13 protein-coding genes are annotated in these 13,880 nt (G+C 72.0%); 7 read left to right on the top strand and 6 right to left on the bottom strand.

The genetic code is table 11. The annotated features are described in order from the left end of the window. The first annotated feature begins 7 nt into the window (after nt 1-7). Nucleotides 8-871 carry a tyrosinase family protein gene (locus ACZ3X1_RS02040; RefSeq protein WP_356813768.1) on the top strand — a complete coding sequence of 288 codons (864 nt, stop codon included), beginning with the start codon at nt 8-10 and terminating at the stop codon, nt 869-871. Nucleotides 872-991: 120 nt separating this feature from the next. On the opposite strand, the gene ACZ3X1_RS02035 is transcribed toward ACZ3X1_RS02040, so the two are convergent. Next, entirely contained in the window at nt 992-1,279 is a 288-nt protein-coding gene (locus ACZ3X1_RS02035) for a chaplin (RefSeq protein ID WP_362631505.1), read from the bottom strand. A gap of 95 nt (nt 1,280-1,374) precedes the next feature. After that, nucleotides 1,375-1,695, bottom strand: a complete 321-nt coding sequence (locus tag ACZ3X1_RS02030; RefSeq protein ID WP_356813766.1) for a hypothetical protein — start codon at nt 1,693-1,695, stop codon at nt 1,375-1,377. Nucleotides 1,696-1,793: 98 nt separating this feature from the next. Here ACZ3X1_RS02030 and ACZ3X1_RS02025 point away from each other — a divergent pair, with 98 nt between their 5' ends. Beyond that, on the top strand, nt 1,794-3,275 hold the full coding sequence (locus tag ACZ3X1_RS02025; RefSeq protein ID WP_362631509.1) for a carboxylesterase/lipase family protein: 1,482 nt from the start codon (nt 1,794-1,796) through the stop codon (nt 3,273-3,275). Here the strand turns inward: ACZ3X1_RS02025 and ACZ3X1_RS02020 are convergent. Then, entirely contained in the window at nt 3,253-4,551 is a 1,299-nt protein-coding gene (locus ACZ3X1_RS02020; protein WP_467275667.1) for an alpha/beta hydrolase, read from the bottom strand. The two genes, ACZ3X1_RS02025 and ACZ3X1_RS02020, sit on opposite strands and share 23 nt — an antisense overlap. Before the next feature lie 307 nt (nt 4,552-4,858). On the opposite strand from ACZ3X1_RS02020, the gene ACZ3X1_RS02015 reads away from it, so the two are divergent. Further along, nucleotides 4,859-5,887 (top strand): TolB family protein, encoded by a 1,029-nt coding sequence (locus tag ACZ3X1_RS02015; protein ID WP_467275665.1) that lies wholly within the window; start codon nt 4,859-4,861, stop codon nt 5,885-5,887. A gap of 70 nt (nt 5,888-5,957) precedes the next feature. Here the strand turns inward: ACZ3X1_RS02015 and ACZ3X1_RS02010 are convergent, their stop codons facing one another. Continuing rightward, on the bottom strand, nt 5,958-6,644 hold the full coding sequence (locus tag ACZ3X1_RS02010; protein ID WP_467275663.1) for a GNAT family N-acetyltransferase: 687 nt from the start codon (nt 6,642-6,644) through the stop codon (nt 5,958-5,960). A gap of 140 nt (nt 6,645-6,784) precedes the next feature. On the opposite strand from ACZ3X1_RS02010, the gene ACZ3X1_RS02005 reads away from it, so the two are divergent. The 4 genes from ACZ3X1_RS02005 to ACZ3X1_RS01990 all read left to right on the top strand — a co-directional run bounded on the left by ACZ3X1_RS02005 (nt 6,785) and on the right by ACZ3X1_RS01990 (nt 10,299). Continuing rightward, nucleotides 6,785-7,585, top strand: a complete 801-nt coding sequence (locus ACZ3X1_RS02005) for an alpha/beta fold hydrolase (protein ID WP_467275661.1) — start codon at nt 6,785-6,787, stop codon at nt 7,583-7,585. A gap of 83 nt (nt 7,586-7,668) precedes the next feature. After that, nucleotides 7,669-8,079: a VOC family protein gene (locus ACZ3X1_RS02000; RefSeq protein WP_356813759.1), complete on the top strand. Its 411-nt coding sequence runs from the start codon at nt 7,669-7,671 to the stop codon at nt 8,077-8,079. 63 nt (nt 8,080-8,142) lie between these two features. Then, nucleotides 8,143-8,820, top strand: coding sequence for a (2Fe-2S)-binding protein (locus tag ACZ3X1_RS01995; protein ID WP_467275659.1), 678 nt, complete (start codon nt 8,143-8,145; stop codon nt 8,818-8,820). A gap of 84 nt (nt 8,821-8,904) precedes the next feature. After that, nucleotides 8,905-10,299 carry an alpha/beta hydrolase family protein gene (locus ACZ3X1_RS01990; RefSeq protein WP_467275657.1) on the top strand — a complete coding sequence of 465 codons (1,395 nt, stop codon included), beginning with the start codon at nt 8,905-8,907 and terminating at the stop codon, nt 10,297-10,299. Between the two features lie 30 nt (nt 10,300-10,329). On the opposite strand, the gene ACZ3X1_RS01985 is transcribed toward ACZ3X1_RS01990, so the two are convergent. Then, nucleotides 10,330-12,105, bottom strand: a complete 1,776-nt coding sequence (locus ACZ3X1_RS01985; protein ID WP_467275655.1) for a S8 family peptidase — start codon at nt 12,103-12,105, stop codon at nt 10,330-10,332. Between the two features lie 317 nt (nt 12,106-12,422). After that, nucleotides 12,423-13,826 (bottom strand): cation:dicarboxylate symporter family transporter, encoded by a 1,404-nt coding sequence (locus tag ACZ3X1_RS01980; protein ID WP_356813754.1) that lies wholly within the window; start codon nt 13,824-13,826, stop codon nt 12,423-12,425. Nucleotides 13,827-13,880: the final 54 nt, after the last annotated feature.

The raw sequence follows: 13,880 nt of genomic DNA, 5'->3' as shown, positions 1-13,880 counted from the left end.
CTCCGCTTTGCACGTCCGGCAGAACCAGAAGAACCTCACCAGCGCCCAGAAGAAGCGGTTCACCGCGGCGGTGCTGGAGCTCAAGCGCAGCGGCGCCTACGACGCCCTGGTGCGCACCCACGACAAGTACTTCGTGCCCGACCGCGACCGCAAGCTGCGCGTCGGGCACATGTCCCCCTCCTTCTTCCCGTGGCACCGGCTCTATCTCCTGGAGTTCGAGAAGCAGTTGCAGCAGATCGACCCGGGCGTGTCCGTCCCGTACTGGGACTGGACCACCGACACCAGCCCGGTGTCCTCGCTCTGGGCGGACGACTTCCTCGGCGGAACCGGCCGCGCGACCGACCGCAAGGTGATGACCGGGCCGTTCGCCTACGACAAGGGCAACTGGACGGTCACCGTGGGCATCACGGAGTCCGCGTTCCTCACCCGCAACCTGGGCAGGCCGCAGAACCCGATCACCCTGCCGACCCCGGCCGAACTCCAGTGGGCGATCGACGACCCGGTCTACGACGTCTCGCCCTGGGACTCCACGGCCACGGCCGGCGGCTTCCGCAACAAGCTGGAGGGCTGGGCCGCCCCAAAGAGCGAGCGCTGGCGCAACCACAACAAGGTCCACCAGTGGATCGGCGGTCACATGACCGGCGGTACGGCGCCCAACGACCCGGCGTTCTGGCTGCACCACGCCTTCGTGGACCTGATCTGGGACCGCTGGCAGCGGCAGCACCCCCGCTCCGGTTACCTGCCCGCCGCCCCACTGGCGAAGGGCGACCTCCAGCGCGGCCGGGTGATCGCCCTCGACGAGCCGATGCCGCCGTGGAACGTCACGCCGCGCGAGGCCCTCGGCCACCGGGGCCTGTACCGCTACGAGTGACCCGGCGGTCCCGGGAGCGAGCGGGGGCACGGGCACAGGGCACTGCGGGCCCCCAGCGGGCAGGGGGCACAGGGGAAGGGCCCCCGCCGAGCGGCGGGGGCCCTTCGGTCGAGCCGGCGATCAGTGGCCGTAGCCCTCGTCCTCGGTGTGGTGGTCGGCGCCGCCGCCCGACGCGTTGACGCAGGTGTTGCCGAACGCGGGGTTCAGGAGGGCGATCACGTTCACCGTGTTGCCGCAGACGTTGACCGGGACGTGCACCGGAACCTGGAGCAGGTTGCCCGACAGGACACCGGGGGAGCCGACCGCCGCACCGTGCGCTCCGGCATCGGCGACAGCCAGGCCCGCACCGGCGACCACGGCGCTACCGGTGACAGCGGTGATGGCGAATGCCTTCGCGATACGCGACATCAAGATCTCCTCGTGAGATGTAAGGCGCCACAGAATCCGTGGCATTTGACATGGCATACAACGCGGGGACGGCCGCGGGGTCACGGCCCCTACGCCTACCCGGTGACGGGAAAGGCGACGGAGGCGAAGTACGGCCGCACCTGAGCCACCTCCCCGGGCCGCAGCGCGCCGACGACCCGGCCCGAGCAGCGTGGGCCCTGGTAGAGGGTCGCCGAGCCGCGGGTCGTGTTGGTGACCGCGCGCCCGCCGCCGCCCTCCGCCGCCACGCAGCCACGCGGCGCGGTGAGCCCGTGGACCCGGTCGTCCCGGCCCACGTACTGGAAATCCGGGCCCGCGGCGTGGGCCGGACCGGTGACGCACGAGATGCCCGCCAACAGCAGGGCGGGCACAGTGTGGGGGATACGCAGGATTCGCATGCCCGTCCAACCGGGCCGGTCCCCGGCCCGGTCACGCCTTGTCACCTGTTGGACGGCTGTGCGACCGTGCGGGACCGGCACCAGCTGCAGGAGGATGGATGAGCACAGAGGGCGTCGCCGCCGGCGTCGGCCGGCCGCGGGTCAGGACCGGGGCCGGCCTGGTCGAGGGCCGTACCGGGACCGATGGGATCGCGGTCTTCCGGGGCATCCCGTACGCGGCCCCGCCCGTCGGCGCCCTCCGCTTCGCGCCACCCGCGCCCCCGGCCGCCTGGGACGGCGTACGCGAGGCCGCGGCCTTCGGCCCGACCGCACCGAAAGTGCCCTACCCGGCCACCTTCGCGGCCCTGCTGACCGACCCGGAGATCCCCGGCGACGACTGCCTCAACGTGAACGTGTGGACCCCCGACCCGGCCCCCGGGGCCGGGCTGCCGGTCATGGTGTGGATCCACGGCGGGGCGCACACCCGGGGCTCCGCTGCCGTGCCCGTCTACGACGGCACGGCCTTCGCCCGCGACGGCATCGTGCTGGTGTCCTTCAACTTCCGCCTCGGCGTCCTCGGGTACGGGCTCTTCCCCGACGCACCCGCCAACCGGGGCCTGCTGGACCAGATCGCCGCCCTCGAATGGGTCCGCGACAACATCGAGGCCTTCGGCGGGGACCCGGCCCGCGTCACCGTCTTCGGCGAATCAGCCGGAGCCATCAGCATCGGCGCCCTCCTGGCAGCACCGCGCGCTGCCGGCCTCTTCCACCGGGCGGTCCTGCAGAGCGGAGCCCCCGAGGCCCTGCCGCGCCCGAGGGTGCGCGCCATGGTCCGTCGGATGGCCTCGCTGCTGAAGGTGGACGCCACCGCCGGGGCCTTCACCGCCGCCTCCCTGCCCGACCTCATGGCCGCCCAGGCCGCCGTCCTGCGCAGATCGGGCCCCCTCCTCGGCGGCCCCGCCTTCGGCCTGGTCGTCGACCCGGACACGCTCCCCGTCGACCCCCTCGACGCCCTGACCGCCGACGCGGACGCCGCCTCCGGCGCGGTGCCGCTGCTGTTCGGATGGACCACCGAGGAGTACCGGCTCTGGCTCGTCCCGACCGGCGGGATGCGGCTGCTGGACCGGCTGGGGCCGCTCGCCGTGGCGCTGGCCCGCGCCCGTGCCGGCAAGGACCGCGATGCCGTACGGGCGCTGCGCACGGTCCTGCCGGGGGCCGGGCCGGCCGAGCTCGCCGGGCAGCTGCTCACCGACCGGCTGCTGCGCGATCCGCTGCGCAGGCTCGCGGGGGCCCGCCGGGCCGCGCCGAGCTACCTGTACGAGTTCGCCTGGTGCTCGGGCGTCCCGGGCCTCGGCGCCTGCCACGCCCTGGAGCTGGGCTTCGTGTTCGACACGCTGTCCGTGCCCGAGGCCGCGTGGCTGGCCGGGAACGAGGCGCCGCAGGCACTGGCCGACGAGATGCACACGGCGTGGGTGCGGTTCGCGACGACGGGCGACCCGGGCTGGGCGCCCTGGAACGGCGACGGCCCGCCGAAGGTGTTCGGCGGGCCGGAGCGCGATCGGACGGAGGTGCCGGTGGCTATTCGACCGGTCCTTCCATGACCTTGCTGATGTACTGGATCGGGCCCTCGCCCATGTTCGGGACGTAGGTCTTGGCGTTGTGCTGGCCGCCCGGTATCACCCGCAGGCTGGTGTGAACGGGCCCCTTGTTGCCGAAGGCGGCGACGAACTTCTGCACGTCCGGCAGGGTCTTCTTGTTGCTTTCGTTGTCGCCGACCTGGAAGGCGATGTAGACGTCCGGACCCTTGGTGTCGATGAGCTGCTTGGCCAGCAGCTCCGGGTTGTTCTCGGCCTTCTCCTTGTCGTGGCCCTTCCACAGGGAGGAGTCCGGGACGATGTCCGGGCCGGAGGCGATCACGGCCTTGAACTTGTCCGGGTGCTTGAGCACGGCCTTCATGCCCGCGAAACCGCCGGTGGAGGAGCCCATGAAGGCCCAGCCGTCACGGGACTTCACGGTGCGGAAGTTCGCCTTCATCAGGTCCGGGACGTCCTCGGTCAGCCAGGTGCCCATCTTCGGCTGGCCGGGGATGTCGGAGCCGTCCCAGTAGACGCCCTTGTCGTCCGGGCCGGGGTTGAGCACCGGCATGGCCAGCAGGAAGGGCTTGCTCTTCCCCTCCGCGTACCACTTGCTGATGCTGGTCTGGAGGCCGAGGTCCGTGCCCATCCAGTAATTGTTCGGGTAGCCGGCGCCGCCCGGCAGGGCGATCATGACCGGAAAGCCGCTCTTGGCGAACTTCGGGTCGTTGTACTCCTTGGGCGCCCAGACCCAGACCTTGCCCTTGAAGCCGGACTTCTTGCCGTCCAGGGTGGTCACGGCCACGTGCGTGCCGTCGGCCAGGGTCATCGAGTTCTTGAAGTCGGCGGTCGGCCCGGTCGGCATCAGCATCTTGGAGTTCGCCGGCTGCTGGGCCCCCGCGCCGCCCTGCCCGGAGCCCTTGCCGCCGGGCTGCTGCCCGAAGGAGACCGCGGAGCCCTTGTCGGTGAACGGGGGTATCTCGTAGTGGTTCATGACGCCGGCGGCTATGCCGGCGAGCGCGAGCACGGTGACGCCGGCGATCAGCCAGCGCCTGCCCCGGCGGCGCGGGGGCTCGGGCTGCTCCTGCTCCCAGGGACCCTGCGGCTGCTGCCCGTACGGCCCGCCGTGCCGGTCCTGCCGGGCGTACTGCTCCCCGTACGGTTCTCCGTACTGCTCTTGGCGCGGGGACTGTCCGTGCGGCTGCCCGTACGGACGGCCGTACTGATCGCCGTGGGGCGGCCGCGGGCCCTGCCCTCCCGGCCCGTACGGCTGGTGCTGCTGCCCCTCGGGTGCGTACGACATGTGCGGTGGCTCTCCGGCTGGTGCTGCCCCCAGGGGGGCGGGGTGGTCCGACGACTCGGTTCTTCCGTTCGGAAGATGAACGTAAGTACGTCAGGGTTCCGCATTTTTCCTTTTCTTGGGGTGCCCTAGGCCAGCGCATTGCCCGATTGCCGGGCCGGGTGCCGCGAGTTCCCGATCCGGTGGCCGCGCGTGCCTGGTATCCGCACAGGCCGCTGGGTAGGGTGCCCCCGCCCCGCCCCGCCCCGCCCCGCCCCGCCCCGCCCCGCCCCGCCCCGCCCGGAACGCCCACCCCGCCCGGAGTCGGTCCATGACCCTGCAGCGCCGGATCCTGCTCTTCGCCGCCGCCCTCGCCGTGCTCACGGCCGTGGGCCTGATCGCCGTCGTGCGGGCCTCCTCCGCCGCGGACGAGAAGGACCGGGCGCGCGCCGACGGCCCGCGGACCGGCCGGGGCGAGGTCTCCCTCGTCCCGGACGGCGGCGGCCGGCGGATCGTCTTCCGGAACATGGCCTGGGGCCCGCACCGGGACGCGCTCGCCACCGTCGCCGCCGACGCGCCCGAGCGCGCCCGCACCGTGTCCGGGGTGAGCTGCCTGCGCTTCCACGCGGCCGGCGGCACGGGGATCTGCCTCCAGGCCGACAGGAGCGGGGTCCAGGACGGCTACCGGGCCGTCGTCCTCGACGCCCGCCTCAAGGAGGTCTCCGCCCGTCCGCTGGCGGGGATCCCCACGCGTGCCCGGGTGTCACCCGGCGGCCACCTGGCCGCCTGGACCGTCTTCGTCGGCGGGGATTCGTACGCCGGTACGAACTTCTCGACGCGGACCTCGGTGCTCGACCTGCGCACCGGCAGGTTCGACGCCTCGCTGGAGGACTTCACGATCCACAAGGACGGCAAGCCGTACCGCAGCGCCGACGTGAACTTCTGGGGTGTGGCCTTCGCCGCCGACGAGCGGACCTTCTACGCGACCATGGCCACCGGCGGCCGGACCCACCTGGTCCGCGGCGACCTGGCCGAGCGCACGGTGACCAGCCTGCGCGATAACGTCGAGTGCCCGTCGCTGTCGCCCGACGGGACCCGGGTGGTGTTCAAGAAGCGGGTGCCGGGCCTGCCGGCCGAGGCGCCCTGGCGGCTGCACGTCCTGGACCTGGCCTCGGGTGCCGAGACCCCGCTCGCCGAGGAGCGCAGCGTGGACGACCAGGTGGTGTGGACGGACCGCGGGACGGTCGTCTACTCCCTGCCCGGGGACTTCGGCGCCGACCTGTACGCCGTACCGGCGGACGGGAGCGGCGCCCCGGCCCGGTTGATGGACTCGGCCCTGGCCCCGGCCTTCCTCGGATGAGGGGGCCGGGACACGGGTGGTGCAGGACCGCTTTTCCGTTCTTCCGTCCGGCGCAGGGGTGTCTTGCCGATCAGGCCGGGACCAGGGTCTTGCGGCGGCGCTTGCGCTGCGTGCCCGCCGACAGCCTCAGCTCGATGATCGACCGTACGGCCGGCCACTCCTCGTCGAGGATCGAGTAGAAGGCGGTGCTGCGGACGGCGCCGTCCAGCCCCCGCGAATGGGCCCGGCGGACCCCTTCGCAGGTGAAGCCGAGACGGTCCATCGCGGCCCGCGACCGGCCGTTGCGCGCGTCGGCGCGCAGCGAGATGCGCCGGACACCCCAGGTCTCGAAGGCATGGCGGAGCATGAGCAGCTTCGCCTCGGTGTTGATGCCGGTGCCCTGGGCGGTCGGGGACAGCCAGGTATTGCCGATCTCGGCGGCATCGGGAACCGCCGTCGCCGGATCGCCGAACGGGACGCCGGGCACGGCGGGCCACACCAGTGGCCCCTGCCAGTAGTCGAGTTCCAGGAACCGGGTCGAACCGACGACGCGCCCGTCAGTGGCTCTGACGATGGCGAAGGGGAGCGATCGACCCGCAGCCTGATCGGCGAGGGCGCGGTCGATGTACTCGTGTGACGCCTGCACCCCATGGGGTACGGGGGTGAAGGCGTAAGTCGTACGATCCTCGGCACCGGCCACGGCCAGGGCCTCGGTGTGGTGGGGTGCGAGGGGCTCGAGCCGCACGGTGCGGCCCGCGAGGTGTACGGGTACGGGCACGGAGCCTTCGGTCCTTCTGGGCGGTGGGGTGGTTGCACAGTCTGCGTCCATGACGTCGCCCCCCGTGCAAAACACGAGTGAAAGGCAACCGGCTGTCGGGTGAACGCGAGTGGCTCAATGTAGCCCCTTAAAGTCCTCTCATGAAGCCCCAATTTGGCAATGGTGTGACGCTGGTTTTCGACGACTCGGGTCCCCGCCTCGGAGCGCCCGTGATCCTGATCCACGGACATCCCTTCAACCGCACCATGTGGGCTCCCCAGACGGCTGCCCTCACGGCCGCCGGGTACCGCGTGATCGCCCCTGACCTGCGAGGATACGGAGACAGCCCGGTGCTGCCGGGCAAGGCCCTGCTCGCCGACCTCGCCGACGATCTCGCCGCCCTCCTCGCCGGACTGGGCCTCGAACGCGTGGTCGTCGGTGGTGTGTCCATGGGCGGTCAGATCGCGATGGAGATGCGGCTGCGCCACCCGGGTCTGGTACGTGCCCTGGTGCTGTCCGACACCTCCCCGGCGCCCGAGACGGAAGCCGGGGCGAAACTCCGCCGGGAGACCGCCGAACGACTGATCGCGGAGGGCATGCGGCCCTATGCCGAGGAGGTGATCGACAAGATGCTGGCGCCCTACAACGTGACCGGCATGCCCGAGGCCGCCGCGCGGGTCACGGCCATGATGTGCGCGACCGACCCGCAGGGCGCGGCCGCCGCCCAGCGCGGCCGGGCCGAGCGCCCCGACTACCGGCCGCTGCTCGCCGGAGCCGCCGAGCCCTGCCTGGTCCTGGTCGGCGCCGACGACGTCTACACCCCGGTCGCGGAGGCCCAGGCCCTGCACGCGCTGCTGCCCCACTCGGTGCTGACCGTCATCGAGGGTGCGGGCCACCTGCCGGGTGTGGAACGGCCCGAAGCCTTCAACCGGGCCCTGCTGGACTTCCTCGCCGGCCTCTGAGCCGGACGGCCCTTCCGAGGAACCGCCCGGGCCCGCCCGGGCCGCCGTAGAGTCGGGGCGGGATCACGTCGAGGAGGGTGCTCATGCTGCGCGGATTTGCGACGATCAACTTCTGGGCCGACGACCTGGAGGCGGCGAAGGCCTGGTACACCGAGGTGCTCGGGATCGCGCCGTACTTCGAGCGGCCCGGGTACGCGGAGTTCCGCATCGGCGACTACCAGCACGAGATCGGCATCGTCGACCGGCGCTACGCCCCGCCGGGCGCCGCCAAGGAGCCGGGCGGCGCCGTGGCCTACTGGGCCGTCGACGACCTCCAGGAGGTCCTGCGGCGGCTCCTGGAGCTGGGGGCCGAGGAGTACCAGCCCGTGACCGCCCACGGCGACGGCGGGTTCGTCACCGCGGCCGTCACCGACCCCTTCGGCAACGTGCTCGGGATCATGCGCAACCCGCACTACGTGGAGGTCCTCGAAGGGGCGACCCCCGACCCCGCCTGACCGGCAACGCGGGTCTCGTGAGCACGTCCCTGCACAGGGCGCCGTACTGAGATCATTCCGGGCATGGACGACGTACTGCGGCGACTGGCCCCCGTGGGCCCCTTCTTCACCGTGCCGTACGGGCAGGAGCCGCCCGGGCCGGGCTTCCGTCCGCTCACCGCGCTGTACGGCGGGCACCTCGCGCCGTACGTGGCCGAGGTGGGCCGCCGGATCGGCAGCGGGCCCGGCAGGGTGGCCGCCTCGACCGCCCAGTTCGGGATCGCCTCCCGGCTCTGGTCGATCGGGCTGGGGTGCGCGGCGCTGGCCGGGCGGGTGCCGGACCTGGCCGCCGACCGGGTGTGGTGGCGGCTGCCCGACGAGGGCTCGCTCCAGCTCTGGCTGCCCGAGCCGGCCGCACGACCGGCCGAGGGCCTCGGGGAGTCGGTCCTGGGCAACCTGGCCCTGCTGGAGACCGGTCTGCGGGGGCTGTACGGCGTCTCCCCGACGGTCCTGCGGGGGAACGCGGCGTCCGGACTGGTCGGCGCGCTGCGGGTGCTGATCGACCGGATCCCCGGGGGCGCTGCCGTCGCGCTCACACGCGCCCTGCTCGCCGAGGACGGCCCCCTGGCGGGCACCGGCACCTTCATCCACGAGGAGGGGCTCGGCGTGGCCTTCGTACGGCGCAGCTGCTGCCTCTACTACCGCGTCCCCGGCGGCGGCCTGTGCGGCGACTGCGTCCTGCGCACCCGGCGGAGCACCTGAAGCCGCCCGCGCGGGAAGCCCGTTCGGAGCAGGGGAGGGCGCGCCACACCCCGGCGCGCGGGGGCGCGCCGTAGCGTCCCCTCCATGACCGCAAGTACACCGCACCAGCCCGCTGCCCTCACCCGCCGCGCCGCCCTGACCGGGCTGGCCGCGGGAGCCGGCGCGCTCGCCGTCGGAAGCACCGCCTGCACCGCGGAGGCTGTGCCCACGCCGTCCGCGACGGCGTCCGAACCGGCGCCGGGAGCCATGCGGCTCTTCACCGATCCCGGCTTCAACTTCGCGGGACTGCTCGCCCTCGGAGCCGCCGGCATGCGCGCCTCCGAGGTCGGCGAGGTGCTCACCGCGGTCAACGTCATCAACGCGGCGGGACTGTCCGAGCAGACCTACACCGACACCTTCCGGTCCTGGGGCGACAAGCTCGCCGCGCCCCCCGCCGCCGGCCGGGACGGCGGCGGGACACCGTCGCAGACCCGCCGCTTCCGCTCGCTGCGCGCCGCCCAGTACTACGCCCAGGCGCTGTTCTACGTGCTCGGCACCGACCGGCCCGGTGACGAGGAGGCGGTCTACCGGGCGGGACGCACGGCCTGGGACACCTTCGCCCGACTGTGCACACCGGCCGCCGTCACCGCCCACGTCCCGTGGGGCAAGACCCGTCTGCCGCTGTGGTTCTTCCGCCCGGACGGTCCCTCCGAGCGGCGCCCCACCGTCATCCTCACCAACGGCAGTGACGGGCAGAACGTCGACATGTGGACCTACGGCGTGTCCGCGGCCCTCGACCGGGGCTGGAACGCCCTCGTCTACGACGGCCCGGGCCAAGGGCAGTTGCTGTTCGTGGAAGAGATCCCCTTCACCACCCGCTGGGAGACGGCGGTCAGCCCGATCGTCGACTGGCTGCTGGGGCGCGAGGACGTGGACGGCGGCCGCATCGCCATCACCGGCCTCAGCATGGGCGGCAACCTCGCCCCGCGCGCCGCCGCCTTCGAGCACCGGCTCGCCGCGGTCGCGGCCATGCCCGGATGCCTCAACCCCTGGCTGGGCTTCGACAAGGAGCTGCGCGACATCGTCACGCCCGACAAGGCGGAGACCAACCGGATCTGGAACGAGGAGGTCGTCCCGGAGCTGACCCCGCAGGCGGCCTTCACCGTCAAGAAGCGTTTCGAGATCTTCGACCGGCAGGCGCTGCGCCAGGCGCGCGAGGGCAAGGTCCTCACCGACCTCTGGACGCCGGCACAGGTGGCCATGGGCCTCGACATCACCAAGGTGGTCGGGAGGATCAAGGCCCCGACGCTCGTACTGGACTACGACTTCGAGCAGTTCTACCCCGGCCAGCCGCGGCAGATGTACGACCTGCTGCGCACCCGCCGCGAGTACGTGAAACTGACGAAGGCCACCGGGGCGCAGTTGCACTGCTCCCCGATGGCCCCTCAGCAGCACTGCGACGTCGTCTTCGACTGGCTCGCCGACGTCCTCCAGCGCTGAGTGCTCCGTGCGCGCCCTCGGAAGGCGACGTCAGAAGGTGGTGTTCCAGGAGTCGATCTTGCCGATGTCGCCGCCGGCGTTGTCGTTGACCCGGAGCTTCCAGGTGCCGCCCGCGACCTCGGAGGAGGCGTTGACGGTGTAGACCTGGTTGATGTTGTCGGTGCTCCCGCCCGAGCGGTTGTGGACCGTGTAGACGGTGCCGTCCGGGGCGATCAGGTCGACTTTCAGGTCACCGATGTAGGTGTGCACGATGTTCACGCCGACCTTGAGGGTGGCCGGGGCGTTGCCGGTCACGCCGCTGACGGTGATCGGGCTCTCCACGGTGGTGTTGTCACCGATGGCGAAGTCCGCGGTGTTCTCGAAGTACTTGCCGGGAGGCGGAGTGCTGCCGACCGCCTTGAGGGCGTCGACCTGGCCCTCGCCGAAGAAGCCGTTCTTCGCCGTGGTGCCCTTGCAGCGGCTGTCCGACGGGCAGGCGACGTCGTTGGCCTGCGTGGCCAGCCTGTCGCGCAGCTGCGCCGGGGTGATGCCCGGGTTGGTGCTGGCCAGCAGCGCCGCCACACCGGCGACGTGCGGCGAGGCCATCGAAGTACCGCTCATGGAGCCGTACTTGCCGCCCGGCAGGGTGCTGTAGATGCCGGTGGTGTCTCCGCCGGGGGCCGTGACGTCGACGACGTTCAGACCGTAGTTGGAGTACGAGGCCTTCGCGGTGGTGCCCATCGCCGAGACGGTGACCACGCCCGGGAGCTCGGTCGGAATGTCGAGGCAGGCGTTGGTGATGGTGCGGGTGACCGGAGTCGAGTCGTTGGGGCTCTCGGTGTCGGTCGTCTTGTTGGCCAGGTCGATGTTGGAGTTGCCGGCCGCCGCGACCTGCAGCGAACCCTTGCCCTCCGCGTACTCCTGGGCGCGCTTGACGCCCTCGATGATCGCGGCCTGGTCGGCGTTGTCGGGGCAGTTGAACTGCCACGGGTCCGTGTAGTAGCTGTTGTTGGTGACCTTGAAGCCGTGGTCGCCGGCCCACATGAAGCCGCAGATGGTGTTCTCGGCGAAGAAGAGCGAGGAGCTCGGCTCGGCGATGCGCACCGAGGAGATCTTCACGCCCGGGGCCACGCCGATGACGCCCTTGCCGTTCTTGGCGGCGGCGACCGTACCGGCCACGTGCGTGCCGTGGGTGCCGACGTCGCGCCAGGCTCCCGTACGGGTGTCGGGCTTGCCGTACGCGCAGGACGCGGAGTCCGCGGCGTTGAAGTTCGGGGCCAGGTCCTGGTGCTGGTCGTCGACACCGGTGTCCAGGATGCCGACCTTGACGGAGGCGGAGCCCGTGGTGACGGCCCAGGCCTGGTCGGCCTTGATCTGGGTCATGTCGGCGCGGACCGGCTCGCCCGAAGGGGTCGTGGACTGGGCCGGGTTGGCGGGCAGCGCCGGGTTGTAGGCGTCCGCCGGCACGTCCGAGGTGCGGGTGGCGCCGACCTGCTGGACCCCGCTCACGCCGCGCATGGTGGCGGCGAAGGAGGCGGACGCGGAGTGGGCGGTGATGACGCCGATCGCGTCGTAGTACTGGAACACCGTTCCGCCGTTGGCGGTGACCGCGTTGCGGACCGCCGTGGTGTCACCGGGGGCGGTGATCACGAGGTAGGCGCGGGTGCCGGCGACCCAGGTCGCACTCTGGGAAGCGGGGGCCGCGGCCTTGGGGGCCGCCGCCGCGGGGGCGGGGACGGCCGAGCCGGAGGGAGCGACGGGGGCGGTGCCGGCGAGCGCGGCGGGAGCCCCGAGGGCGAGCGCCGCGCCGAGCGTGGCAGCCAGCACGAGGGCACGTCGAGGTCGGCTGGATATGTGGGGTATCAATGCGTCCTCCGAAGACCCGGTGGTCAGGCCGGGTCGTACGAAACAAGTGGTGGACGCAAGATGTCATGCACGCGGCCGGTTACGGAAGTACCTTTTACAGCACGGGGGTTCGTTTATCGGTGGCCGAATACCGACTATGGGTGCAAGTGGGGAGAATGCGGCGGGCCGGCCGGGCTGGGCACCGTGGGGGCGAGCCCTGCCCGGCCGGCCCGCATGCGGGCGGACCGGCTGAGCGGGTGCCAGGCCCCGCCGGACGGGCGGGACCTTGACGGCACGACCTAGACCGGCACGCCGTCCTTGGGGTTGTGCGCCGGGACCGGCGCCTCGGGCGAGGCCGGGGTTGAGGCCGGGGCCGGGGCGGTCGTGTCCGGTTCGGTCGGCTCCGTCCGGTATTCGTCGTCGACCAGCGTCTTCTCGTCGAACGGCAGCCGCCCCGCGAGGACTTCCGCGGCCCGGCCGCGGTCGAACTCCTTCGTCCACGTTCCGATGAGCACCGTCGCGACCGCGTTCCCGGCGAAGTTGGTCAGGGCCCGGGCCTCGCTCATGAACCGGTCGATGCCCACGATCAGGCCGACGCCGTCGACCAGTTCCGGCCGGTGCGACTGCAGGCCGCCGGCGAGGGTGGCCAGGCCCGCGCCGGTCACCCCGGCCGCGCCCTTCGAAGCGATGATCATGAACAGCAGCAGGGAGATCTGCTCGCCCAGGGCCAGCGGCGTCCCCATGGCCTCGGCGACGAACAGCGAGGACATCGTCAGGTAGATCGCGGTGCCGTCCAGGTTGAAGGAGTACCCGGTCGGCACCGTGATGCCGGTGACCGGCCGCGAGACCCCCAGGTGCTCCATTTTCGCGATCAGCCGCGGCAGCGCCGACTCCGACGAGGAGGTCGAGAGGATCAGCAGGAACTCCCGGCCCAGATAGCGCAGCAGGGCGAAGACGCTGACCCCCGTGCACACGCGCAGCAGCGTGCCCAGCACGACGAAGACGAAGAGCAGGCAGGTCGTGTAGAAGCCGATCATGATGACGGCGAGGGACTTCAGCGCGTCGATGCCGGTCGCCCCGACCACCGCCGCGATCGCCCCGAAGGCCCCGACCGGAGCCGCCCACATGATCATCGCGAGGACCCGGAACACCAGCTTCTGCACGTGCCCGATGCCCCGCAGCACCGGCTCGCCCGCCGTGCCCATGGCCTGGAGCGCGAACCCGCACAGCAGTGCCACCAGCAGCGTCTGGAGCACCTCCCCGCCGGTGAAGGCGGAGACGAGTGTGGTCGGGATGATCCCCAGCAGGAACTCGGGGGTGCTCTCGGCCCCGCCGGCCTTGGCCTGCGCCTCACCCGCGCTCCGCGCCGCCTCGGTCAGGTGCAGCCCGCTGCCCGGCTCCAGGAGGTTGCCGACCAGCAGACCGATGGCCAGCGCCACCGTGGACATGACCATGAAGTAGCCGAGGGCCAGTCCGCCCACGGCGCCCACCTTGGCGGCCTTGCGTACGGAACCGATGCCCAGCACGATCGTGCAGAAGATCACGGGGGAGATCATCATCTTGATGAGGTTCACGAAGCCCGTGCCGAGCGGTTTGAGCTCGACGGCCACGCCGGGTGCGGCGAACCCGACCGCGATGCCGAGCAGCACCGCGGCGATCACCGCGATGTAGAGATAGTGCGTTCTGTCGCGTCTGGCGGCCACGATGCCTCCTGGTGGTGAAGTCGTCCGGGGAGACCATCACCCAGGGCTGTGACC

The organism is Streptomyces sp. NPDC023541 (assembly GCF_055559995.1).
The sequence above is the reverse complement of the archived record's forward strand: the minus strand, read 5'-3'. Positions and strand labels throughout refer to the sequence as shown.